The sequence below is a fragment of the Embleya sp. NPDC005971 genome (genome assembly GCF_040629175.1).
Taxonomy (GTDB): Bacteria; Actinomycetota; Actinomycetes; order Streptomycetales; family Streptomycetaceae; genus Embleya.
In genome coordinates, this window is sequence record NZ_JBEXUX010000035.1 from 16,213 (window position 1) to 40,735 (window position 24,523).

Here is a 24,523-nt window from a genome sequence, read left to right on the forward strand (position 1 = left end):
CTCATTAATTCAACCGGTGGATCAGGGGCTCTGCGAGGAAGGCACGCCATGGCGAATTACGACGTGGTCATCAAGGGCGGCATCGTCGTCGACGGTTCGGGGAATCCGCGTTTCCGGGGCGACATCGCGATCACCGACGGCGTGATCAGCCGGATCGGGCGGATCCCGGCGGCGGACGCGGACCGGGTGATCGACGCGAGCGGACTGATCGTCGCGCCCGGCTTCATCGACCTGCACACCCACTACGACGGCCAGGTGTTCTGGGACCCCTACCTGACCACGTCCGGCCCGCACGGGGTCACCTCGGTGGTCACCGGGAACTGCGGGTTCGGCTTCGCGCCGGTGCGCGAGGACATGCGCGAGCGGGCGATGTTGTCGATGACCGCCGTCGAGGACATCCCCACCGAGACCCTGCGCGAGGGCATGCCGTGGGACTGGGTCACCTTCCCCGACTACCTGGACAGCGTCGACCGCACGCCCAAGGCGGTCAACGTGCTGCCGTACGTGCCGGTCAACCCGCTGCTGATCTGGGTGCTCGGGCTGGACCGGGCGAAGGCGGGCGCCGAGCCCACCGACGCGGAACACGCCGAGTTGGCCAGCCTGTTGGAGGAGGCGATGGACGCCGGAGCGTGCGGCTGGTCGGCGCAGTGTCTGGGCGAACCGGGCAACCCGAACGGCCGGCTGATGCAGGGCGACTTCGACGGCACGCCGATGCCCACCGACATCATGTGGCCGCAGACCCGGCTCGCGCTGGCCCAGGCGCTGGGCCGGCAGGGTCGAGGCTTCATGCAGGTCTCCGGGACGCAGATCACCGAGGAGGAGTACGAGCACCTGGTCGAGGTCAGCGGTCGCCCGCTGATCTGGAACGCGGTGATCGCCAACTCGCGCAGCGGCGGGTTGTACAAGCGCAAGATCGAGTGGCTGCGCCGCTGCCAGGAGCGCGGTATCCCGATCTACGGCCAGGCGATGACGACCGACGTCCCGGTGCCGTTCAGCTTCCTGTACGGCGGTGTGTCCACCCGGCCGCCGGTGGCCGACATCTTCGCGGCCGAGACGGTCGAGAAGAAGATCGAGATGTTGAACGACCCGGCGGTGCGGGCCGAACTGCGGGAGTTCGACCCGCTGTTCTACCACCTGTACCCGGACATGAAGCTGCATCGCACCTTCACCGAGGAGTACAAGCCGTACGAGGGCCTGACGTTCAAGGAGATCGGCGCCCGACTGGACCGGCACCCGGTGGACGTGCTGTGCGATGTGACCGTCGCGGACGGGCTGACCACGGAGGTGCACACCGGCCAGTTCAACGCGACCCTGGAGGGTCTGAAGGAACTCGTCGACTACGAATACCTGTTGCCCGGCCTGTCCGACGGCGGCGCGCACCTGAAGACGCTCAGCGCGGGCATGTACGGCACCGAGTACATCGTCGAGTACGTCCGCAAGCACGCCTGGACCTCGCTCGAACAGGCTCACCAACGCCTGTCCGGCCTGCCCGCCCGCTGCGCGGGCTTCACCGACCGGGGCGTGCTCACCGAGGGCGCCGCGGCCGACATCATCGTCTACGACTACGACGAACTGGCATACGGCGACCCCAAATTCGTCCACGACCTGCCCGCCGGCCAACTCCGCACGGTGATCGACGCCAAGGGCTACCGCTACATCCTGGTCAACGGCCGGGTCACCGTCGAGAACGACGAACCCACCGGCGTACACAGCGGCGAACTCCTGCGCCACGGCCGCCGCGCGCACTGAACCCCCGGCGCCGGCACGCGCGTTCGGGCTTGAGCACGGTCCGACCGTGGGTAGGCATGCGGCACGACGACCAAGGGGGCGCCATGTCGAGGAAGACCCGCAAGCGCAAGTCCCGTCGCAAGAACAAAGCCAACCACGGCCATCGGCCGGCCTGAACGACGCCGTAACGCACTCCGTCGGGCCGACGAGAGCACCCGAGCGCACCCCGCCCGCCGCACGCGGGCGCGGGTGCGCTCTCGCATGCGCGCCGACCGGGCGACGCCGGGTGGTCTCAGCCGTACATGCGGCGCATCGCGAAGGCGATCATCTGCTCTATGGCCTTCGCGTCGAACATCACCCGGTGCTCGCCGTCGAGGTCGAGCACGAAGCCGTAGCCGTTGGGCAGCAGGTCGAGCACCTCGGCGCCGGTGACGGTGAAGTGGCGCGACTCCTCGCCGGCGTACTTCTTCAGCTCGGCGAGCGAGCTGAACATCGGGATCACCGGCTCGGGAGTGTTGTGCAGGGCCAGGAACCCCGGGCGATCACCCCTCGGGCAGAAAACCTTCGACGCTATGAAGATGGACTGGAAGTCCTCGCCGTTCATGACCCCCGTCGCGAACGCGCGCACGGCGTCGGTGAGCGCCGGCGCCTCCGCGCGGGGCTGGGATTCTTCCGTTGCGTAGCCGTACACACCACGAGGCTAGCGGGTCCGGGCCCGGGTTTGAGCCCTCCGTCGAGACGGTCACATGTACCTGGTGGTAACCCGATGGGAACCTCTGGGGCATTGAAAAAGTTACCCATGGGTACGATCATTATGTTACTGACCAGTACACTGGGTTTCGGTCCGGTTCGGTCGATCGGTTCAGCGATCAGTTCAGTCAACGCAGTCCACAGGGACGCAACCACGGGCGGAGCCTGTCATGGGTCACTACAAGTCGAATCTCCGCGACCTGGAGTTCAACCTGTTCGAGGTCTTCGGACGCGAGCAGGTCTATGGCACGGGTCCGTTCGCGGAAATGGACGTCGACACCGCGAAGTCGATCCTGGCCGAGGTCGAGCGCCTCGCCGTGAACGACCTCGCCGATTCGTTCGCGGAGGGCGACCGCAACCCACCCGTGTTCGACCCCGCGACGCACTCGGCCACGCTGCCCGAGGCGTTCAAGAAGTCGTACAAGGCGTACATGGACTCGGAGTGGTGGCGCCTCGCGCTCCCCGAGAGCATGGGCGGCACCAACTGCCCGCGTTCGCTGCGCTGGTCGGTGGCCGAGCTGGTGCTCGGCGCCAACCCGGCGCTGTGGATGTACGCGGCGGGTCCCGACTTCGCCCAGGTGCTGCACACGCTGGGCACCGAGGAGCAGCGCCGGGTCGCCGGCTTCATGGTCGACCGCCAGTGGGGCTCCACCATGGTGCTGACCGAGCCGGACGCGGGCTCGGACGTGGGCGCGGGTCGGACCAAGGCGGTCCGCCAGGAGGACGGCACCTGGCACATCCAGGGCGTCAAGCGCTTCATCACCTCGGGTGACCAGGACATGACCGAGAACATCATCCACCTGGTGCTGGCGCGCCCGGAGGGTGCGGGCCCCGGCACCAAGGGCCTGTCGTTGTTCGTGGTCCCGAAGTTCCACTTCGACCCGCAGACCGGCGACCTCGGCGAGCGCAACGGCGCCTTCGTCACCAACGTCGAGCACAAGATGGGCCTCAAGGTCTCCACGACCTGCGAGCTGACCTTCGGCGAGCACGGCGTGCCCGCCGTGGGCACCCTGGTCGGCGAGGTGCACAGCGGCATCGCGCAGATGTTCAAGATCATCGAGTACGCCCGGATGATGGTCGGCACCAAGGCCATCGCGACGCTGTCCACCGGCTACCTCAACGCGCTCGAATACGCGAAGGAGCGCGCCCAGGGCGCCGACCTCGCGCAGATGACGAACAAGGCCGCGCCGCGGGTGACCATCACCCACCACCCCGACGTGCGCCGCTCGCTGCTCACCCAGAAGGCGTACGTCGAGGGCATGCGCGCGCTCGTGCTGTACACGTCCTCGTGGCAGGACCGGATCGAGAGCGCCGGGCTGACCGGCGGCAGCGACGAGACGGCGGACCGGGTCAACGACCTGCTGCTGCCGATCGTCAAGGGCTACGGCTCGGAGAAGTCCTACGAGCAGCTCGCGCAGTCGCTGCAGACCTTCGGCGGCTCGGGCTTCCTCCAGGAATACCCGATCGAGCAGTACATCCGGGACGCCAAGATCGACACCCTCTACGAGGGCACCACCGCGATCCAGGGTCAGGACTTCTTCTTCCGCAAGATCGTCCGCGACCAGGGCAAGGCGCTGACCGTGGTGGCGGGCGAGATCCAGGAGTTCATCGGCGCGCACACCGAGGGCGAACTGGCCGCCGAGGTCGAGCTGCTCGCGACCGCCGCCGAGGACGTGCAGGGCATGGTCGCCGCGATGATCAACCAGCTCATGGCGTCCGAGCAGGAGATCGACTCGATCTACAAGGTCGGCCAGAACACCACCCGGCTGCTGCTCGCCGCCGGTGACCTGGTGGTCTCCTGGCTGCTGCTGCGCCAGGCCGCGGTGGCGCTGACCAAGCTGGCCGGCACGCCCGGTCGGGACGAGGCGTTCTACCGGGGCAAGGTGGCCGCGGCCAAGCACTTCGCGCGGGAGATCCTGCCGCTGCTCACCCCGCAGCGCCTGATGGTCGAGCAGATCGACAACTCGATCATGGAACTGCCGGAGGCGGCTTTCTAGCTCGAATGCCGGCCGGGTCGCGCGTTCGCCGACCCGGCCGCGCTCGACTCGGCCATGGGCCGAAACCGACCCCGAACGCCGGTCGGGCCGACACCTCGGCCCGACCGGCGTTCGCGTCTCCGGGAATGCCGGGTCGTAGGCTCGACGCGGAGAACCCGCAACGATCTGCGCGGCCGATCGGCCGCGGACCTTGGAGTATGTATGAGTTCGCCTCGCTTCGACCGGAGTCACACCGACGACCTGATCGAATTCATCGGTGCCAGTCCCTCCCCCTACCACGCGGCGGCGAACGTGGCCGAGCGGCTGGAGGCGGCGGGCTTTCGGCGACTGGCGGAGACGGCCGCGTGGGACGGCGGGTCGGGCGGGCGGTACGTGCTGCGCGGGGGCGCGATCGTGGCCTGGTACGTGCCGGAGGGCGCCGAGAACACGCGCGGCTTCCGGATCGTGGGGGCGCACACCGACTCGCCGACGCTGCGGGTCAAGCCGCGTCCGGACACCGGGGCGGCGGGGTGGCGACAGGTCGCCGTCGAGGTGTACGGCGGGCCGCTGTTGAATTCCTGGCTCGACCGCGACCTCGGGCTGTCCGGCCGGATCGTGTTGCGCGACGGCGGCGAGCGCCTGGTGTTCGTGGACCGGCCGGTGTTGCGCGTGCCGCAGTTGGCGATCCACCTGGACCGCTCGGTCAACGAGGCCGGGTTGCAGTTGGACAAGCAGCAGCACATGACCCCGATCTGGGGACTGGGCCCGGTGGACGAGGGCGCGCTGATCCGGTTCGTGGCCGAGGAGAGCGGCGTGGCCGCCGGCGACGTCACCGGGTGGGACCTGATGGTCCACGACGTGCAGAAGCCGAGCTACCTCGGCCGTGATCGCGAACTGCTCGCCGCGCCGCGCCTGGACAACCTGCTGTCGGTGCACGCGGGCCTGGCCGCGCTCCTCGCGGCCGCGCACGACGACGTGGCGCACATCCCGGTGTTCGGCGCGTTCGATCACGAGGAGACCGGCAGCGCGTCCACCACGGGCGCGGCCGGTCCGCTCCTGGAGACCGTGCTGACCCGGATCGTCAGCGCGCGCGGCGGATCGTTGGACGACCGTGCCCGCGCGTTCGCCGACTCGTTCCACCTCTCCAGCGACGTGGGTCACGCGGTGCACCCGAACTACGTCGGTCGGCACGAGCCGGGCCACCACCCGGTGCCCAACGGCGGCCCGATCCTGAAGGTCAACACCAACCAGCGCTACGCGACGGACGCGCTCGGCCGAGCCGTGTGGACCGCGGCCTGCGAACGCGCGGGGGTGCCGGCGCAGATCTTCGTCGGGATCAACTCGATCCCGTGCGGCTCCACCATCGGTCCGATCACCGCGACGCGCCTGGGCATCGAGACGGTGGACGTCGGCACCGCCTGCCTGTCCATGCACTCGTCCCGCGAACTGTGCGGCGCCGACGACCCGTTCCTGCTGGCATCGGCCGCCGCCGCGTTCCTGGAGGGCTGAGCGCCGGCACGAATCAGCGGGCATGGGACCGGGAACTCCGGGTAGGCGCGAGCCGACAGTCAATCGAGCGCAGCGCAAACCCGCCGCACGTTCAGCGGATCGGAGTGAACGAACTCATGGGCATCGGAGCGGGCATCCTGTTGATCGCGGTAGGCGCGATCCTGACCTTCGCCACCGACTGGAGCGTGTCCGGCGTCAACATCGACGTGGTCGGTGTCGTGCTCATGATCGCCGGAGTCGTGGGCATCGCACTGTTTCTCATGGTGTGGGGGCCGCGACGCCGCGAAATGTCGTTGAACCCACCGCCGGCCGGCTACGTGCAACCGCCGCCCGTGGACGGCTACCTCGAGCAGCCCGTCGAGCGGATCGTCGAGGAGCGGCCGACCCGCCGCTACCGCCGACGCTGAAAACCATCTCGGCACCACCCCCCTGACGACCGCCGCTCCGGAGCCTCCCCCCTCCCACTCCGGAGCGGCGGTCGTCGCCGTCGGAGCCCGCCCCGGTGCCGGGCCCTGTCCGGCGGACGGGGCCTAGGTGTGCGGCATCCGGAGTTTGCGGACTCGGTGGGCCGCGGACTCGACGACGGTCAGGTAGAGGTCCTCGTCCAGGTCGGCGACCACCGCCACGGCGGCCGGTTCGGCCAGGTCGGCCAGGAGGGTGGAGACGAATCCGTCGGTGGGGTCGTAGCGGCGCAGCACGCCGTTGTAGGTGTCCGCGATCACCACCGACCCGTCAGGCAACGTGTCCACGCCCAGCGGGTGTTGGAACAGCGCGTGTTCGGCGGGGCCGTCCCGCAGACCGAAGTCGAACAGCCCCTTGCCGACCACCGTCTCGACGCCGCCGTCCACCAAACGACGCAGCGCCGAGGTCTCCGCGTCCACCACCCACAACGTGTGTCGATCGGGGGACACCGCCAAGCCGGACGGCTGGGCGAAGCTCGCGGTGTCGACCGGGCCGTCCTCCATGCCCTCGTCGGTGGTGCCGGCCAGCACGCCGACGCCCTCGCCGACCGGGTCGAACTCCCATAGCTGGTGCACACCCGCCATCGCGACGATGATCCGGCCGCCGAACCACGCGACGTCCCAGGGGCTGGAGAGGTCGATCGTCCGGGCCGCGCCGTGGTCCTCCGCGCCGTGCCGGCGGCGGCGGCCGGTGCCCGCGACCGTGCGGATCGACCCGGTGGCCAGCGAGACCCCGCGCAGCGCGTGGTTGGCGGTGTCCGCGACCACGACGTCGTACCGCACGTGGGCGGCCACCTCGGGCGGCAGCAGGGCCATCCCGTGCGGCTCGGCCAGCATCGCGTGCCGGGGCCCGCCGTCGAGCAGCCCGCGTCGGCCGGTACCGATCCGGCGCAGCACCGTACGCCCGTCGTCGGAGAGTTCGGCCAGCGAGTGGTGCCCGGTGTCGGCGACCAGCAGGGCCCCGGAGGGCAACCGCAGCAGTTGGCCCGGGAAGCGCAGGTCGGTGCGCGGCGGCTCCGTCCGCTCGAAGTCCCCGGCGGCCCGGCGCAGCGTGCCCTTGCCCTCGTGCTCGACCACCAGCTCGGCGATCGTCGCCTCGATCTCGCTCGCGTGCCCCTCGCCGGACACTTGCGCCACCACGTAGCCCTCGGGGTCGACGACCACCAGGGTCGGCCACGCGTGCACCGCGTACTGCTTCCACGTGCTCAGCTCGGGGTCGTCCAGGACCGGGTGCCGCAACTCGTGGCGCTGGACCGCGCAGACCACCGTGCCGTGTTCCGTCTCGTGTTCGAACTTGGGCGAGTGCACGCCGAGCACGGTCAGCACGTCGCGGTGGCGCTCCTCGATCGGGCGCAATTCGGCGAGCACGTGGTGGCAGTTCACGCACGCCGAGGTCCAGAAGTCCAGCAGCACGATCCGCCCGCGCAGCCCGGCGAGCGTCGGCCCGGGTCCGTCGGTGTTGATCCAGCCGCCGGAACCGGACAACTCGGGGGCCCGGATCCGGGCTCGGCGCGCGGTGCTGCTCATGATCCGAAGTGAACCATCCGGGTCGGCCGGCGACCCCCGGCCGGCGCGTGTAACGACCGCGCCCCACCCAACCGGGTGTATCCGTACGCCGCACACCGGCGCGTGGGCACGACTGAACGCCGGCATTTCGGGCAGTCTGCCGACAAGGCGTAGTCATCGTGGAGGCACCAGTGTTCGGGGACGAGTACGACGCAGCCCAGCTCTATCCGGGAGTCGCTCCCGGCCGCTATCTCGTGCGCGAGAAGATGTTCGCGATCGGCGACGACTTCTGGGTCACGACCGAATCCGGCGAGAAGGTCTATCTGGTCGACGGCAAGGCATTGACGCTGCACGACCGGCTGGAACTCAAGGACGCGGCCGGCACCGTGTTGGCCACCGTGAAGAAGAAGATCATCACCATCCACCACGCGATGAAGATCGAGGACGCGACCGGCGAGACGGTCGCCACGGTGCGCAAGAAGATGTTCACCCCGCTGCACGAGGCGTTCGAGGTCGATCTCGCGGTGGGCATCGAACTCTCGGTGCGCGGCGACATGTTCAACCACGAGTACGGCATCGCCGGGCCGAACGGGCCGATCGCGCAGATCACCCGCAAGTGGCTGCGGGTGCGCGACACCTACGGCGTCGACATCGCGCCCGGGTGGGACCATGCGCTGATCATCGCGATCGCGGTGTGCGTGGACCGGTTGAGCGGCGACGACGACTGAACCGCGGCCGATCCGTCGGTGATCGCGGCGGCGCGGCATAGAACGACCCTCTTCCACACGTCTGTTCGGGTGGAAGGGGGCACGGTTGAAATCCCACGCGGAAGACGAGTTCCGGGCCTTCGTCGAGGACCGCCGAACAGCTCTGGTGCGTACCGCGTACCTGTTGTGCGGCGATCGCGACGAGGCCGAGGACCTGGCCCAGGTCACGCTGACCAAGACGTACACGTCCTGGGCACGGGTGGCCTCGGTGGAGAATCCGGACGCCTACGTGCGCCGCATTCTCGTGAACACCAATCTCTCCCGGGTGCGCCGACGGCGGGTGACGCACTTTCTCACCGACCGGCTGCCGGAGCGCGCCGGGCCCGATTCGACCGGCGCGGTGGCCCAACGCAGCGTGCTGATGGCCGCGTTGGCCCGATTGCCGGCGGGGCAGCGGGCGGCGGTGGTGCTGCGCTACTGGGAGGATCGGCCGGAGTCCGAGGTCGCGCAGATCCTCGGTTGCGCGGTGGGTACGGTGCGCAGCCAGACGTTCAAGGGGCTCGCCCGACTCCGCCAGGATCCTCAACTGACCGATCTGATCCCGCATCAGACGGAAACCCCCTCTACTTCGAACACGGAGGTGCGGCAATGGCCGACGACGGCACCGCACTGAGGGAGGCGTTCATGGCGGAGATCCGGGCGACCGAGCTGACCGCGCCGACGGCGCAGGCGGCGATCGAGCGGGCGGGCCGGCGCCGTAGGTGGCGCGGGTACACGTTCGGGGTGACCCTGGCGACCGCGCTGGTGGTCGGCGGCGGCGGTGCGGTGATCGCCGGGGGTGTGCTGGACGAGGAGGGCAGGTCCACCGACATCGTCTCGGTCGACGGCGGCACCCGGCCGCCGGACGCCGGGCCGGACATCGTGGGCGCGGGCGTGGCGGCCGGCAAGCCGTGGAAGTTCCGGGCCTGGACCGAGGGTCCGGAACGGACCTGCTTCGAGGACGTCGAGCGCTGGCTGGTCGACGGAATCGGACCGCTGTGCCAGACCACACCGGGTCGGACCGAGGAGGCCAAGGCGGCCGACCGGAACCGTTTCGGCGGTGGCGGCACGACCGGACGGATCCCGGGCCAGGCGGACCTGTACGCGGCGGTGTTCCAGGCCGAGGTGTCCCCCGACGTGGACCACCTGGAGGTCACCTGGCAGGGGCACAAGGAGCCGGTGGTGATCCGGCCCGTGCGGATCGCCCCCACCACGCGCGTCTACGTACTCGTGGTGACCTCGCGCAAATCCGATCCCGCGTACGACCTCAAGGCGTTCGACGCGGCGGGCAAGGAGCTGGAGAACACCCACCTGTAGGACCGCGGTCCCGCCTGCGGACTCAGAACACCCGGTTCCGCAGGACCGGGAAGTCCTCGCGGGTCTTGGCCACCAGCGCCGGGTCGATCTCGGCGGTGAGCACGGTCTGTTCGGTGCCGGCCTCGGCGACGATCTCGCCCCACGGGTCGATCACCATGCTGTGCCCACCCATCGCCTCGCCGCCCTGGGTGCCGGTCGTATTGCAGGCGAGCACGAACAGCTGATTCTCGATCGCGCGGGCGCGGGACAACACGCGCCAGTGCTCGACCCGTCGCGCGGGCCACGCGGCGGGCAGCACCAGCACCTCCGCGCCCGCGTCGAGGATCCGCCGGAACATCTCCGGGAAGCGCAGGTCGTAGCAGGTCGCCAGGCCCACCTCGGCCCACGGCATGCGCACCTGGGTGAGCTCGGTGCCGCGCGAGATCAGCGCGGCCTCGCCGCCGGTGAAGCCGAAGCGGTGGATCTTGCGGTAGGTGCCGCGCAGCGTGCCGTCCGGATCGAAGACCAGCGACGTGTTGTAGAGGTTTTGATCGGCGCCGCGCTCGATGATGCTGCCGGCGTGCAGCCAGACCCCGGCGTCGCGAGCCGCGCGGGACATGGCCTGGGCGAACGGTCCGCGTACGCCTTCGGCCTGCGACTCCCAGCCGTCGTAGACCCAGCCGGTGTGGAACCACAGCTCGGGCAGGACCACCAGGTGGTCGCCGCGCCGGCCGCGCACCAGGGCCGAGACCTCGGCCAGGCGCTCCTGGGCCGGCACCGCCGGATCGACGTCGAGTTGTACGAGCGAAACGCGCACTTTCCCCTCACCTACACCGCTTGCTTCCCGCGAACGGGCTGACCGCAGGATCTTTTGCAGCGTAACGTGCCTGCCAGGATCCGGGACCACGTCAAAGCAACGGTCGCACCCGTCCAGTCGACCGGCGACGCAGCGACAAGAGGTAGTTCGTGACCAACGACCTGAAAACGCACGCCGACGCCTGGGAGCACTCCATCCGCTCCCTCAAAGATCTGGTCTCCACCCTGACCGAGGGTCGGTGGAGCAGCGCGACCGAATGTCCGGGCTGGTCGGTCCGCGACATCGTGTCGCACGTGATCGGGATCGAGCTGGAACTGCTCGGCGATCCCCGGCCCATCCACACGCTGCCGCGCGATCTGCGGCACGTGCACGACGAATTCAGCCGCTACACGGAGATACCCGTGGACGTGCGGCGCTGTCACACCTCGCCGGAGATGACCGGCGAGCTGGAGTACGTGATCCTGCGCCGGCGCCGCATGCTCGACGAGTCCGACCGGGGGCCGGAGGACGAGGTGCGCGGCATCATGGGCCGCAGCGTCCCGTACCGGTTCCTGCTCACCCAGCGGGTGTTCGACGTGTGGGTGCACGAGCAGGACGTGCGGCGCGCGATCGGGGTGCCGGGCAATCTCGACTCGCCCGCCGCGCTGATCACCCGCGATTTCCTGCTGGCCGGGTTGGCCCGGGTGGTGGCCAAGGACGCCAAGGCGCCGGTCGGCGCCTCGGTGGTGTTCGACGTGAACGGGCCGGTGGAGTTCATGCGCACGGTCACCGTCGGCGAGGACGGCCGGGGGCGGCTGGACGGGCGAGTGCCGCTGGGACCGCTGGTGCTGATCTCCACCGACTGGGAGACGTTCGTCCGGTTGATGTGCGGCCGGGTCGGTGCGACCAGGGCCGACGTCAAGGTCGAGGGCGACCCCGATCTGGCCCGACGAATCCTGGACAACATGGCCGTCACCCCCTGACCGTGCGAGTCGCCGGGGCGGGGCGTCAGCCGGCGTCGGGAACGCTCTCCCGCTCCGGCACGCGCCCCGCCGCCACCACGCACACCGGCTCGGCCCGGCGGCTTCGCCCGGCGACCTTGCGGGCGTAGCGCAGCACCTGGACCACGCCGAGCAGCAGCGGTACACCCTGGACGGCCATCGCCACGCGGTACGCGTTCAGGCCGTGGGTGCCGCCGCCCGGCTCGACCAGGTCCAGGACCAGGCCGATCGCGAACAGGCACAGGGTCGCGGCGGCGAACCCGCCGACGTTGACGATGCCCGACACCGTGCCCAGCCGCTGCGGCGGATTGCCGTCCCGGGCGAACTCCATGCCGACCAGGGACAGCGCGCCGCCCGGACCGATCACCAGCGCGAGCACGACCAGCAACCACAGCGGCGAGGGCTCGGCCGGAATCAGCACGGCCGCCCACAACACCACGGCCAGCACCGGCTGCCCCACGCACAACCACAACCTGCTGCCCGGCCGGCGGGTCACCAGCGGGCCGACCACCAGGCACGCCAGCATGTTGATCACGATCGCGACGGTCAACAACGCGCTCGCGGTGCCCTTGCTCAGCCCCTGGCCCTCGACCAGGAACGGGAAGCCCCACAACATCAGGAAGACCTGCGGCAGGCACCCACACGCCCAGTGCGCCCACAGGCCGAGCCGGGTGCCGGGTTCGGCCCACGCCGCGCGCACCTGGGACCACATGCCCGGGCGGCCGACCGGCCGCGCCCGGGTCGTCCCGCCGGGGTTGTCGCGCAGCACGAGCAGCACCACGAGCAGCACCACCACCCCCACGCCGGCGGAGACCGCGAAGGTCCGGCTCCAGCCGAACGCGTGCAGCGCGCCAGCCAGCGGCGTGGCGCCGGCCAGGTTGCCCGCCATCCCGAGCAGCGCGGTCAACTGGGTCATCACGGCGACCCGGTTCGTCGGGAACCACACCGACACCACCCGCAGCACACTGACGAACGTCATCGCGTCGCCCATGCCGACCAGCACCCGGGCGAACACGGCACCGGTGAATCCGTGGGCGAACGCGAAGGTGAACTGACCCGCCGTCATCAGCACCAGGCCGCAGCCGAGCACCCGCTTGGCGCCGAACCGGTCGGTCAACGCGCCGACGGGTATCTGCAGGCCGGCGTAGACGAGCAGTTGCAACATCGGGAACAGCGAAAGTTGCGACGCGGAGACACCGAACCGCTCCTGCGCGTCGATTCCCGCCACGCCGAGACTGCTGCGGTGGAACACCGCGACGACGTATACCGAAGCCGCGACCGCCCACATGGTCCAGGCGATGTTGCCACCGAGCCGGGAGGGGGCTGTGTCCGCAGATGGTTTCACAGTACATACACATTAGGGGACGCCCTCGGACATACATACGGCCGGGCCCCGAAAAAGGGCTCGGCCGTATGTATGTGGGCGGTCCGCCCGCCGCGGCGGACCCGAGGTCAGCCGCGGACGAACAGCAACTTCGGCCGCTCCAACATCTGGGCCACGTCGGCCAGCACACGCGAGCCCAACTCGCCGTCCACCATGCGGTGGTCGAAGGACAACGAGAGGGTGGTCACCTGCCGGGGCCTGATCTTGCCCCGATGCACCCAGGGCTGCTCCCGGATCGCGCCCACCGCCAGGATCGCGGCCTCGCCCGGGTTGAGGATCGGCGTGCCGCCGTCCACCCCGAACACGCCCACGTTGGTGATGGTCACCGTGCCGCCGGCCATGTCGGCGGGCGAGGTGCGCCCGTCCCGGGCGGTGGCCACCAACTCGGTGAGCGCACCGGCCAGCGCGATCAGGCTCTTGCTGCCCGCGTCCTTGATGTTGGGCACGAGCAACCCACGCGGCGTCGCCGCGGCGATGCCCAGGTTGATGCGATCACGGACGACGATCTCCTGGTTCGGCTCGTCCCAGGACGCGTTGATCTCCGGGTGTCGGGCGATCGCCACGAGCAGCGCCCGGGCGACCAGGAGCAGCGGACTCACCTTGACGTCCGCGAAATCGGGCAACTCGCGCAATTTGCGCACGAGTTTGACCGTACGGGTCACGTCCACCGTCACCCACTCGGTGACGTGCGGCGCGGAGAACGCGCTCGCCACCATGGCCTGCGCGGTCGCCTTGCGCACCCCCTTGACCGGGATGCGCCGCTCGCCCGCGATGGTCTCGCCGGGTCCGGTCGCCGTGAAGGCGGCCGGGGTGGCGGCCGGCGCGGGGCGCGCGGCGGCGTGTACGTCCTCGCGCGTGACCGTTCCGCCGGGGCCCGAGGGGCGCACGGACGCGAGGTCCACCCCCAGGTCCCGGGCCAGCTTGCGGACCGGCGGCTTGGCCAACGCGATCGAGCCGCCGGCGGGCGAGCCCGACGTGGGCGGCCCCGCGTGACCCGAGCCGTTGGCCGCGTGCACCGCCGGCGCGGGGGTGTCCGTCCTGCGGGCCCGCCGCCGGCCGGTCGTGGTGCGCACGCCGTAGCCGACCAGGACCGCCGTGCGGGTGTCCTTCTTCTCCGCCGCGGCGGCCGTTTCGGCCGGCGCCGGCTCGGACGCCGCGGGTCGGGGCGCCGGTTCGGGCACCAAATCCGCCGCGAGGGCCTGGTCCCGGGCGCCGGTCGATTCGGCCGCGGCGGGCACCTGCGTACCGGCCGGCGCCACCGCGATGATCGGCGCGCCGACCGCGACCGTGTCGCCCTCGGCGGCCAGGAGCTCGGTCACCACCCCGTCGAACGGACACGGCAACTCGACCAGGGCCTTCGCGGTCTCCACCTCGACCATGACCTGGCCGTCGCTGACCTCGTCGCCGACCTTGACGTGCCAGACGACGATGTCGGCCTCTTCGAGGCCCTCGCCGACGTCGGGCATCAGGAACTTCTTCACCTCGGACACGGGATTCCTCACCAGGCCAGGGAGCGGTCGACGGCATCGAGCACACGGTCCAGGTCGGGGAGGTAGTCCTCCTCGACCCGGGACGGCGGATAGGGCGTGTGATAGCCGCCGACCCGCAACACCGGCGCCTGCAGGTGATAGAAGCAGCGCTCGGTGATCGTCGCCGCGACCTCCGCGCCGATGCCCAGGAACGACGGGGCCTCGTGCACGACGACGAGCCGGCCGGTGCGCTTGACCGACGCCTCGACCGCGTCGAAGTCCAGCGGGGACAACGAGCGCAGGTCGATCACCTCCAACTCGCGCCCGTCCTCGGCCGCCGCCGCGGCGGCCTCCAGGCAGGTCGCCACCATCGGCCCGTAGGCGACCACCGTGCAGGCGTCGCCCGGCCGCACCACCCGGGAGCCGTACAGCGGGGCCGGCGTCGCGGCGGTGTCCACCTCGGCCTTGGTCCAGTAGCGCCGCTTGGGCTCCAGGAAGATCACCGGGTCGTCGGCGGCGATCGCCTGCTGGATCATCCAGTAGGCGTCCACCGGGTTCGAGCACGACACCACCCGCAGGCCCGCGGTGTGCGCGAAGTACGCCTCGGGCGACTCGCTGTGGTGCTCGACCGCGCCGATCCCGCCACCGAACGGAATTCGGATCACGATCGGCAGCCGCACGTAGCCGAGCGAACGGGCGTGCATCTTGGCGAGCTGGGTGACGATCTGGTCGTATGCGGGGAAGACGAAACCGTCGAACTGGATCTCCACGACCGGCCGGTAGCCCGCGAGGGCCAGACCGATCGCGGTGCCGACGATGCCGGACTCGGCCAGCGGGGTGTCCACCACCCGGTCCTCGCCGAAGTCCTTCTGCAAACCGTCGGTGACCCGGAAGACACCGCCGAGCTTGCCGATGTCCTCACCCATGATCAACACCTTGGGGTCGCTCTCCAGGGACTTGCGCAGCCCCGTGTTGAGCGCCTGCACCATCGACATCTGACGGGTCGTGCCCGTCGACTGTGCGGGAGCCATCAGTGCCCGTCCTCCCCGGCGTCGACGAAGGACGCGTGATAAGCCTCGAACTCGGCCCGTTCCCGATCCACCAGCGTGTGCGCATCGGCGTACACGTGCGCGAACATCGACACCGGATCCGGATCCGGCATCGTGCGCACACCGTTGCGTACGCGCTTGCCCAGTTCCTCGCTCTCGGCCTCCAGGGCCGCGAAGAACTCGGGCGTCCCGATGCTCTGCTTGTGCAGGTAGGACTTGAGCCGCTCGATCGGGTCCTTGAGCCGCCATTCCTCCAGTTCGGCATTCAGCCGATAGCGGGTCGGGTCGTCCGAAGTGGTGTGCGCGCCCATTCGGTAGGTGAACGCCTCGATCAGCATCGGGCCCTCGCCGCGCCGGGCCCGGGCCAAAGCCGCCCTGGTCACCGCGAGACACGCGAGCACGTCGTTTCCGTCCACCCGAACTCCGGGAAAGCCGAATCCGGCGGCCCGCCGATACAGCGGCACCTTCATCTGGCGTTCGGTGGGTTCGGAGATGGCCCACTGATTGTTCTGGCAGAAGAACACCACGGGGGCGTTGAACACCGCGGCGAAGGTGAATGCCTCGTTGACATCGCCCTGGCTGGAGGCTCCGTCACCGAAATACGTGACGACCGCGGCATCACTGCCGTCGCGTTGCACGCCCATCGCGTATCCGACGCCGTGCAGGGTCTGCGCCCCGATGACGATCGTGTAGAGCTGGAAATTGTTCTCGCGCGGATCCCAACCACCGTGGTTGACGCCGCGGAACATCCCGAGGAGATTCAACGGATCCACGCCGCGACACCAGGCGACGCCGTGTTCACGGTACGTGGGAAACACATAGTCGTTCGGACTCAGTGCCCGTCCGGACCCGATCTGCGCGGCCTCCTGGCCGAGCAACGAGGCCCACAGGCCCAACTCGCCCTGCCGTTGCAACGCGGTGGCCTCGGCGTCGAAGCGCCGGACCAGAACCAGGTCGCGGTACAGACTCAGGTATTCGTCATCGGACAGGTCGATCGAGTAATCGGGATGCTCGACCCGCTCGCCCTCGGGGGTGAGCAACTGGATGAGTTCCGGACCGGCTCCGGAATCGGGCGGAAACAATGTTCCGTCCGTACTGTCCACTGCCACGTTCTCTCCTCCGTCTGTCCGGTCCGCGGGGTCGCCGTGGACCGGGTCCGGATCGCCGGGCCCGGTTCCGCGCGGGGTGTGCGCGGCTACCTTGATGTGCAGACACGGCGATTGGTGGCTGTACTTCCTAGGATTTCCTAGGAATTCCCGGGTGAATCCGGGAGGCACCTGCGCACAGGCATGCGGTTCGGAAACCGCACACCGCAACGTTACCCACCAGTCCCGTCGGCACGTAGTGGCGACCGGCCCGAACGTGGCGGCACTGTTTGTTGCTCCCGGACAAACGGGCGCGGGTCGGACCCGTCCCGACTCGCCCGGACTCTCGCGTGGGCATCAACCGGCAGCCGGAAGGTGTGCGTGCGAACCTGTACAAGTGAGCGATCAGGGAAGTATTCGGGTATTTCTCCTCGACGACCACGAAGTGGTCCGCCGCGGCGTCCACGAGTTGTTGTCCCTGGAGGACGACATCGACGTGGTCGGCGAGGCCGGCACCGCGGCGGAGGCGCTGGTCCGCATCCCGGCGACCCGGCCGCAGGTCGCGGTGCTCGACGTGCGGTTGCCGGACGGCAGCGGGGTCGAGGTGTGTCGCGAGATCCGGGCCCGACTGCCCGACGTGCGCTGCCTGATGCTCACCTCGTTCTCCGACGACGAGGCGCTGTTCGACGCGATCATGGCGGGCGCCTCGGGCTACGTGCTCAAGGACATCCGCGGCTCCGACCTGGTCGGCGCGGTCCGCGACGTGGCGGCCGGCAAGTCCCTGCTCGACCCGGCGGCCACCGCCCGCGTCCTGGAACGCCTGCGCGGCGGCCCGCGCGGCGACGCCCGCCTGGAGGCCCTGAGCGACCAGGAACACCGCATCCTCGACCTGATCGGCGAGGGCATGACCAACCGTCAGATCGGCGCCGAAATGCACCTGGCCGAGAAGACCGTCAAGAACTACGTCTCCAGCCTCCTCGCCAAACTCGGCATGGAACGCCGCACCCAGGCCGCGGCCTACGTGGCCCGCCAGAAGGCCGAGAAGAGACGCTGAACGAGGAAGGGACGATCGCTCGGTCGGGTGAGCCCGATCAGGGGGTGTCCGAGGTCAGGACGACCTTGCCGGTGACGGTGCCCGACTCGGCCAGGGCCAGGGCTTCGGCCGCTCGGCCGAGCGGGATGCGGGCCGCCACCTGGGCGGTGATGGCGCCGGTGTCGAGCAGGGCGAAGACCTCGGTCAGGTCGGCGCGCAGGCGGTTTCGGAAGTTCGCCGGGCGGCGCTTGCCCGCCCAGATGTTGTAGAAGTGCGTGCGCCGGCCGTTGGGCAGCAGGTGCCACCACAGGAGGCGGCCCAACAGCTTGAACACGGGCAGTCGGGAGGAGCCGGGCTCGTTCTTGGTGGCCGCCGTCCCGTAGGAGACCAGCGTGCCGCCGCGGGCGAGCAGCCCGAACGAGTCGGCGATCCCGGCACCGCCGATGTGGTCGAAGACGGCGTCGACGCCGTTCGGCGCGAGGGCGCGCACCGACGCCGGCAGGTCGGCGTCCCGGTAGTCCAGCGGGATCGCGCCCAGGGCGCGCACCGCGTCGTGGTGGCGCGGCGCGGCGGTGCCGATGACCCGGACACCGGCGTGGGTGGCCAACTGCACCAGCGTCGAGCCCACTCCGCCGTTGGCGCCGTGCACCAGCACGCTCTGCCCCCGACGAACCCGGGCGATGCGATGCAACATCTGCCACGCGGTGATCCCGTTGACGACGACCGTCTCCGCCTCGGCCGGGTCGATGCCCTCGGGCACCTCGACCAGGGCGGCGACCGGAAGCGCCACCAGGCTGGCCCACCCGCCGACCTTGGTCAGCGCCGCGAACCGGCGGCCGACCAACGCGGCATCGCCGCCGGGCCCGACCCGCACCACCGTGCCGACGAGGTCGTAGCCGGGGACGAAGGGGAAAGCCGGCTGGTCGTAGTACTTGCCGCGGCGCATCTGCTGCTCGGCGAAGGAGATCCCCGACGCCTCGACCGCCACCAGCACCTCTCCGGCCGCCGGCTCCGGCGCCGGACGCACCCGGACCTCCAGGCCGGCGGGCTCGACGATGCCCGGCAACACGATTTCGGTGGCCGAGGCGGTGGCGGTCTCGGGTGCGCTGGCATTCATCACGACTCCATGTGATTACTATTAGTGTTTGTTATGACCTCTAACTTAAGTGCGTACCAGTAGCGTGTCAAGGGATTGCCCATGCACTTGCGAGCCCGCTCCGGCCGGCGACCGGAGCCTCAGAGCGGCACCGACCAGGTCACCGTCGTCCCGTGTCCCTGCGGCCCCGGCCCGAACCACGCCCGGCCGCCCAACTCGGCCGCGCGACCGGCCAGGTTGGCCAGGCCGCTGCGCCGACCGCCCGGCGGGATGCCCACGCCGTCGTCGGTGACCGTCAGGTCGACCGTGCCGTCGGCCACCACCAGGCTCACCTCGACCCTGGAGGCGTGCGCGTGGCGGGAGGCGTTGGAGAGCACCTCGCGCAGTGCGGCCAGGAGTTGCTCGGCGACCTCGTCCGAGACGCTCGAATCCACCGGTCCCGCGAAGGTGACCGTCGGCTCGAAGCCGAGCGGGCCGGCCGCCGCGCTCGCCTCGCGCAGCACCCGACCCCGGACCCCGGTCGGGCCCTCACGCGGCGGGTTCTGCAACGCGAAGATGGTGCTGCGCACCTCGCGGATCGTCGCGTCGAGTTCGTCCACGGCCTGGTTGATCTTGACGGTCACGGCCGGCACCCTCGCCAATCGGGCCGCGCCCTGGAGCATCATCCCGGTCGCGAACAGCCGCTGGATGACCAGATCGTGCAGGTCCCGGGCGATCCGGTCGCGATCCTCGAACACCGCCAGTCGTTCCCGGTCGCGCTGGGCGCTCGCCAGCATCAGCGCGATCGCCGCCTGGCCGCCGAACGCCTGGGCCATCGAGCGCTCGGTCCGGTTGAACGGGACCGCCCCGATCCGCTTGTCCAACTCGAGTGCGCCCAGGATGCGATCACTGGCGATCAGCGGTACGAACAGGCCCGGTCCGAAGCAACGGGACTGGTCCAGCAGCACGTTCGGATCGGTGCTCATGTCCGCGATGAAGATGCTGCGACCGGTGTTGATCGCCTCCGCGATCGGGCTGCCCTCGGCGACCACCGTGCCGCCCAGGCCCGCGAGGTCCTCGCCGGAGGTGACCTCGACCAGGTAGGAACCGTCCGGCTGGGGCAGGTACATCGCGGCGAAATCCGCCTCGGCCAGGCTGCGCGCCCGTTCCGCCACCACGGCCAGCGCCTCGTCCGGGTCCTGGGCGGTCAGCAGGGCCGTGGTGACGTCCGCCGAGCCCACGATCCATTTCTCCCGGCGGGCCGCGCTCTCGAACAGGCGCGCGTTCTCGATGGCCACCCCGGCCGCCGCCGCGAGCGCCCGGACCACCTGCTGGTCCTCGACGCCGAAGTCCGGCCGGCCGCGCTTCTCGGTCAGGTACAGATTGCCGAACACCTCGTCGCGCACCCGGATCGGCACACCCAGGAACGAGTGCATCGCGGGGTGGTTCGGCGGGAAGCCGTAGGACGCCGGATGCCGGGTCAGGTCGTCCAGCCGCAACGGTGCGGGGTGGTCGATCAACAGGCCCAGGATCCCCCGTCCGTGCGGGAGTTCGCCGATCCGCTCGCGGTCCTCGGCGGCGATGCCGACGGTGATGAAGTCGGACAGGTTGTGTTCGCTGCCGATCACCCCGAGCGCGGCGTAGCGAGCGTCCACCAGGTCGGCCGCGGCCTCGACGATGCGGCGCAGCGTGGTGTGCAGATCCAGGTCGGCGCCGACCGCGATCACCGCTTCGAGCAGACCCTGGAGGCGGTCCCCGGCCGCCGCCGCCGAGCCGAGCCGCTCGACCACCTCGGCCACCAGGTCCGCCAGGCCGAGCGAGGCGCGGGCGGACGCTTCGGGCGTGCGGCCGAAACGATCCGTCCCGTCGGGCTCGTCGGCGCCGTCGGCGCCGTTGCCCGTCGCGTTCACCATGGGTGCAGCCTACGTCGGCAAATACTGATGAAAGCGGCAAATCACCCCGGACACGCGTACGGATCCCCGCCCACGGATCACGGGTGCCGGTCCGCACACGCAGATGCACGCGCACCCGGACGCGCACTCGCACGCGCGCCGGCACCCGCCCCCCGCCTCACACCCGCGCCGCGACCTCCGCCACCGCGTCCTCGCGGTCCAGCAGCGCCCGGAACGGGCCGGGCGTGCTGCTCAACCGTTCCCACGTCCCGCGCTGCGACACCCGTCCCTCGGCCAGCACGAGAATCTCGTCCACCGCGTGCAGCCCGGTGAGTCGATGGGTGACCAGCAGCGTGGTCCGGCCCCGGGTCGCATCCAGCAGGTCGGCCGTCAGCGCGTCGGCCGTGGGCAGATCGAGGTGTTCGGCGGGCTCGTCCAGCAGCAGGATCTCGAAGTCGGCGAGCAGCGCGCGGGCCAGCGCGAGCCGCTGCCGCTGGCCGCCGGACAATCGGGCGCCGTGCTCGCCGACCATCGTGTCCAGCCCCTGCGGCAACGTGTCCACCCAGTCCAGCAGCCGGGCCCGGGCCAGCGCCGCGCGCATCGCGTCCTCGTCGCAGTCCGGGCGGGCCAGCCGCAGGTTCTCCCGCAGCGAGCTGTCGAAGACGTGCGCGTCCTGCGCGCACAGCCCGATCACCCGCCGTACGTCGTCCCCGGCGAGGTCGGTGATCGGTACGCCGGCCAGGGTCACCCGGCCCGCCGCCGGGTCCAGGAAGCGCAACAGCACGTTGGCCAGCGTGGTCTTGCCCGACCCGCTCGCGCCGACCACCGCGAGCCGCTTGCCCGGGGTGAGTTCGAGGTCGACGCCGGCCAGCGCGGGCGGGCCGTCCGGGGTCCAGCGCGCGTGCAGGTCGCGCACCGACAACGGGCGCGGCCCGGCGGGCAGCGCGCGCGGCGCGGTCGGCTCGTGCACCGGCACGGGTGCGTCGATCACCTCGAACACCCGTGCCGCCGCCCGCCGCGAGCCCTCCAGATGCCGGCCGGCGGCGGGCAACACCACGGTGGCCTCGAACGCGGCGAGCGGGGTGAGCACCACCAGCGCGAGCAGCACCCCGTTCAACCGGTCGGCGTGCACCGCCGCGACGCCCACCACGGCGGACGCCCACACGGTCGCACCGGACACCAGCGCGGCCAGCCCCGCCCCGACGCCCGCGCCCCGGGCCTGCCCCGCCTCGGTCGCGCGCAGTCGCGCGTCCACCATGTCCACCTCGGCCAGCCGGGCGGGCGCACGGCCCGCCGCGATCAGTTCGGGTGTGCCGCGCAGCAGGTCGACCACGGCGCCGGCGAGTTCGCCGCGGACCGCGGCGACCCGGCGTTCCGCCCGCCGGGCGACCCGGCCGGCCAACCACGGCACCAGCACGCCGGCGGCCAGCAGGCCGAGCAGCAACACCGCGCCGGCCTCGGGCAGTACCAGGGCGACGGTCAGCACCGCGCCCACGCCGACCACGGCCGCCACACAGGCGGGCAGCAGCGCGCGCAGGAAGAAGTCCTGTACCGCGTCCACGTCGGCGACCAGTCGGGAGAGCAGGTCGCCGCGGCGGAAGGCGGGCAGTCCCGCCGGCGCCAGTTGTTCCAGGCGTTCGTACACCCGCACCCGCAGCCGGGCCAGGATGCGAAACGCCGCGTCGTGCCCGATCAACCGCTCGGCGTAGCGGAACACCGCGCGGGAGACGCCGAAGGCCCGCACGCCGGTGACCGCGACCATCAGGGTCAGGACCGGCGGATGCTCCGACGCGCGCGAGATCAGCCAGGCCGACGTGGCCATCAGACCGACCGAGCTGCCCAGCGCGAGTGCTCCGCACAACACCGCGAGCGCGAGGCGCCCGCGCAACGGCCGGGCCAGCGCGAGCAGACGGCGGCCGGGCCCGGCGCCGGCGGCGACCGGCGGGTCCGCGAGCAGGGCATCGAAGGGCTGCTCGACGGCCGGGACGTCGTCCGCCGTCCGGGCGGCCTCGACCTCGGCCGCGGGCACCCCCGAGGGCGCGCCCGCCGGGTGCGCGCCCTGGGGCGCCGCCTGCGCCGGGGCCCCCGCGCCCACGGCCACCACCCGGTCGGCCAACGGCAGCAGCGCCGGCCGATGGGCGACCAGCACGACCGTCCGGCCGACCGCCAGTCGGCGGACCGCCTCGACGATGCCCGCCTCGCCGTCGCCGTCCAGGTTCGAGGTCGGCTCGTCCAGCAGCAGGATCGGCCGGTCGGCCAGGAACGCGCGGGCCAGCGCGAGGCGTTGCCGCTGGCCGGCGGACAGGCCCGCGCCGTCCTCGCCGAGCGGCGCGTCGAGGCCCCCTGCGGCCGCCACGAAGTCCGCCGCGCCGGCCGCGACCAGCGCGGCGTGTACCTCGGCGTCGTCGGCCTCCGGGCGGGCCAGCCGCACGTTGGCGCCGATCGTGCCGGCGAACAGGTAGGGCCGCTGCGGAACCCACGCGATCCGGGCCCGCCACGCGTCCTGGTCCAACTCGGCCAGGTCCACGCCGCCCACGGTGACCCGACCCGCCGTCGGCCGGGTGAAGCCGAGCAGCACCGCGAGCACGGTGGACTTGCCGCACCCGCTCGGCCCGGTCAGCGCGATCGTCTCGCCCGGTCGTACGGTCAGCTCCAGCCCGGCGGGCGCCGCGTCGGCCCGCCCCTCGTGCCGCACGCCCAGACCGGTCAGCACCAGCTCGGCCGAACGCGGGTCGGGCACCGGCGCGGATCCGGCCGGTGCGTCGGGGGTGGTCTCCAGGACCGCGAACACCCGGTCCGCGGCGCTGACTCCCTCGACGCTGGCGTGGTACTCGGCGCCGACCTGACGCAGCGGCAGATACGCCTCGGGCGCCAGGATCAGCACCACCAGCGCGGTCTCCAGGCTCAGCTCGCCGTCGACCAGACGCAGCCCGACGCCGACCGCGACCAGCGCGACCGAGATGGTGGCGAGCAACTCCAGCGCGAACGAGGACAGGAACGCGATCCGCAACGTCTTGAGAGTGGCCCGGCGGTAGTCGTCGGTGATCGTGCGAATCGACGCCGCCTGGGCCTTGGCCCGGCCGAACACCTTGAGCGTGGGCAGCCCGGCGACCACGTCCAGGAAGTGCCCGGCCAACCGGTTCAGGACCGTCCACTGCCGGTCCATGTACTTCTGGGTGGCCATCCCGATCAGCGCCATGAACAGCGGGATCAGCGGCAGCGTGACCACGATCGTCACGGCCGAGATCCAGTCGCCGAACACCACGCGCGCGAGCACCGCGACCGGCACGGTCACCGACAGCACCAGTTGCGGCAGGTAGCGGGCGAAGTAGCCGTCGAGCGCGTCCACCCCCCGGGTGGCCAGGGTGGTCAGCTCGCCGGAGCGCTCGTTGTTCAGCCAGGCCGGGCCGAGTTCGACCACGTGGGCGAGCAGTCGCGACCGCAATTGCGATTTCACCGCCGCCGAGGTGCGGTGCGCGATCACCTCGGTGAGCCAGGAGATCGCCGAGCGGGCCGCGATCACCCCCGCGAGCAGGCCCAGCTCCGGCCACAGGTCGCCGACGGCGGCGCCCTCCTCGAAGGCCGCCACGATCACCCGCGCGAGCAGGCCCGCCTGGACGAGCACGAGACCCGCGCCCGCCGTACCCAGCAACACCGTCAGGGCCAGAAAGCCCCGGGTGGCACGGGCGTGCGTCAGCAGGCGCGGGTCTACAGGCTTCACGAGCCGCTCTTTCCTCGGTGCGTCTTCGGTGCGGTCCTACGTGGTG

At 71.0% G+C, this 24,523-nt stretch carries 18 protein-coding genes and 1 pseudogene; 9 read left to right on the forward strand and 10 right to left on the reverse strand.

Translation table 11 applies throughout. From position 1 onward, the window contains the following. Nucleotides 1–48 precede the first annotated feature (48 nt). Complete coding sequence (locus ABZ374_RS27660; RefSeq protein ID WP_360315678.1) at nucleotides 49–1,749, forward strand: amidohydrolase family protein; 1,701 nt, start codon at nucleotides 49–51, stop codon at nucleotides 1,747–1,749. A gap of 271 nt (nucleotides 1,750–2,020) precedes the next feature. Here ABZ374_RS27660 and ABZ374_RS27665 read toward each other — a convergent pair whose 3' ends face one another. Beyond that, nucleotides 2,021–2,419, reverse strand: a complete 399-nt coding sequence (locus ABZ374_RS27665) for an SseB family protein (protein ID WP_360315680.1) — start codon at nucleotides 2,417–2,419, stop codon at nucleotides 2,021–2,023. A gap of 229 nt (nucleotides 2,420–2,648) precedes the next feature. Between ABZ374_RS27665 and ABZ374_RS27670 the strand changes: the two genes are divergently transcribed. The 3 genes from ABZ374_RS27670 (at nucleotide 2,649) to ABZ374_RS27680 (ending at nucleotide 6,370) form a co-directional block, all read left to right on the forward strand. Continuing rightward, on the forward strand, nucleotides 2,649–4,475 hold the full coding sequence (locus ABZ374_RS27670; protein WP_360315682.1) for an acyl-CoA dehydrogenase: 1,827 nt from the start codon (nucleotides 2,649–2,651) through the stop codon (nucleotides 4,473–4,475). 201 nt (nucleotides 4,476–4,676) lie between these two features. Beyond that, on the forward strand, nucleotides 4,677–5,963 hold the full coding sequence (locus ABZ374_RS27675) for a M18 family aminopeptidase (protein WP_360315684.1): 1,287 nt from the start codon (nucleotides 4,677–4,679) through the stop codon (nucleotides 5,961–5,963). Between the two features lie 104 nt (nucleotides 5,964–6,067). Then, on the forward strand, nucleotides 6,068–6,370 hold the full coding sequence (locus ABZ374_RS27680; protein ID WP_360315686.1) for a DUF6458 family protein: 303 nt from the start codon (nucleotides 6,068–6,070) through the stop codon (nucleotides 6,368–6,370). A 132-nt stretch (nucleotides 6,371–6,502) separates the two neighbouring features. Here ABZ374_RS27680 and ABZ374_RS27685 read toward each other — a convergent pair. Next, nucleotides 6,503–7,951 (reverse strand): annotated as a pseudogene (locus ABZ374_RS27685) (thioredoxin-like domain-containing protein); the annotation flags it as partial. A gap of 158 nt (nucleotides 7,952–8,109) precedes the next feature. On the opposite strand from ABZ374_RS27685, the gene ABZ374_RS27690 reads away from it, so the two are divergent. The 3 genes from ABZ374_RS27690 (at nucleotide 8,110) to ABZ374_RS27700 (ending at nucleotide 9,993) form a co-directional block, all read left to right on the forward strand. Further along, nucleotides 8,110–8,658 carry an LURP-one-related family protein gene (locus ABZ374_RS27690; RefSeq protein ID WP_360315688.1) on the forward strand — a complete coding sequence of 183 codons (549 nt, stop codon included), beginning with the start codon at nucleotides 8,110–8,112 and terminating at the stop codon, nucleotides 8,656–8,658. Nucleotides 8,659–8,743: 85 nt separating this feature from the next. After that, nucleotides 8,744–9,310 carry a SigE family RNA polymerase sigma factor gene (locus ABZ374_RS27695; protein ID WP_360315690.1) on the forward strand — a complete coding sequence of 189 codons (567 nt, stop codon included), beginning with the start codon at nucleotides 8,744–8,746 and terminating at the stop codon, nucleotides 9,308–9,310. After that, on the forward strand, nucleotides 9,286–9,993 hold the full coding sequence (locus ABZ374_RS27700) for a hypothetical protein (RefSeq protein WP_360315692.1): 708 nt from the start codon (nucleotides 9,286–9,288) through the stop codon (nucleotides 9,991–9,993). Before ABZ374_RS27695 ends, ABZ374_RS27700 begins: the two co-directional genes overlap by 25 nt. Nucleotides 9,994–10,015: 22 nt before the next feature. Here the strand turns inward: ABZ374_RS27700 and ABZ374_RS27705 are convergent, their stop codons facing one another. Continuing rightward, nucleotides 10,016–10,789 carry a carbon-nitrogen family hydrolase gene (locus ABZ374_RS27705; RefSeq protein ID WP_360315694.1) on the reverse strand — a complete coding sequence of 258 codons (774 nt, stop codon included), beginning with the start codon at nucleotides 10,787–10,789 and terminating at the stop codon, nucleotides 10,016–10,018. A 149-nt stretch (nucleotides 10,790–10,938) separates the two neighbouring features. On the opposite strand from ABZ374_RS27705, the gene ABZ374_RS27710 reads away from it, so the two are divergent. After that, nucleotides 10,939–11,751 carry a maleylpyruvate isomerase family mycothiol-dependent enzyme gene (locus ABZ374_RS27710; protein WP_360315696.1) on the forward strand — a complete coding sequence of 271 codons (813 nt, stop codon included), beginning with the start codon at nucleotides 10,939–10,941 and terminating at the stop codon, nucleotides 11,749–11,751. Nucleotides 11,752–11,776: 25 nt separating this feature from the next. On the opposite strand, the gene ABZ374_RS27715 is transcribed toward ABZ374_RS27710, so the two are convergent. From ABZ374_RS27715 to pdhA, 4 genes are all read right to left on the reverse strand, one after another. Further along, the gene (locus tag ABZ374_RS27715) at nucleotides 11,777–13,114 is read right to left on the reverse strand and encodes an MFS transporter (RefSeq protein WP_360315698.1); all 1,338 of its coding nucleotides are present in this window, start codon (nucleotides 13,112–13,114) and stop codon (nucleotides 11,777–11,779) included. A gap of 107 nt (nucleotides 13,115–13,221) precedes the next feature. Further along, nucleotides 13,222–14,619: a dihydrolipoamide acetyltransferase family protein gene (locus tag ABZ374_RS27720; protein ID WP_360315821.1), complete on the reverse strand. Its 1,398-nt coding sequence runs from the start codon at nucleotides 14,617–14,619 to the stop codon at nucleotides 13,222–13,224. Nucleotides 14,620–14,651: 32 nt separating this feature from the next. Next, complete coding sequence (locus tag ABZ374_RS27725) at nucleotides 14,652–15,653, reverse strand: alpha-ketoacid dehydrogenase subunit beta (protein WP_360315700.1); 1,002 nt, start codon at nucleotides 15,651–15,653, stop codon at nucleotides 14,652–14,654. After that, nucleotides 15,653–16,780: a pyruvate dehydrogenase (acetyl-transferring) E1 component subunit alpha gene (gene pdhA / locus ABZ374_RS27730; RefSeq protein ID WP_360315702.1), complete on the reverse strand. Its 1,128-nt coding sequence runs from the start codon at nucleotides 16,778–16,780 to the stop codon at nucleotides 15,653–15,655. The genes ABZ374_RS27725 and pdhA overlap by 1 nt, the downstream gene beginning before the upstream one ends. A gap of 373 nt (nucleotides 16,781–17,153) precedes the next feature. Here pdhA and ABZ374_RS27735 point away from each other — a divergent pair, with 373 nt between their 5' ends. Next, entirely contained in the window at nucleotides 17,154–17,810 is a 657-nt protein-coding gene (locus ABZ374_RS27735) for a response regulator transcription factor (protein WP_360315704.1), read from the forward strand. A gap of 37 nt (nucleotides 17,811–17,847) precedes the next feature. Here ABZ374_RS27735 and ABZ374_RS27740 read toward each other — a convergent pair whose 3' ends face one another. From ABZ374_RS27740 to cydD, 3 genes are all read right to left on the reverse strand, one after another. Continuing rightward, entirely contained in the window at nucleotides 17,848–18,906 is a 1,059-nt protein-coding gene (locus ABZ374_RS27740) for a medium chain dehydrogenase/reductase family protein (RefSeq protein WP_360315706.1), read from the reverse strand. 119 nt (nucleotides 18,907–19,025) lie between these two features. After that, the gene (locus ABZ374_RS27745) at nucleotides 19,026–20,777 is read right to left on the reverse strand and encodes a GAF domain-containing protein (RefSeq protein WP_360315708.1); all 1,752 of its coding nucleotides are present in this window, start codon (nucleotides 20,775–20,777) and stop codon (nucleotides 19,026–19,028) included. Nucleotides 20,778–20,934: 157 nt separating this feature from the next. Next, a complete protein-coding gene (gene cydD, locus ABZ374_RS27750; protein ID WP_360315710.1) occupies nucleotides 20,935–24,477 on the reverse strand; it encodes a thiol reductant ABC exporter subunit CydD in 3,543 nt (1,180 codons plus the stop codon). Between the last annotated feature and the right edge of the window lie 46 nt (nucleotides 24,478–24,523).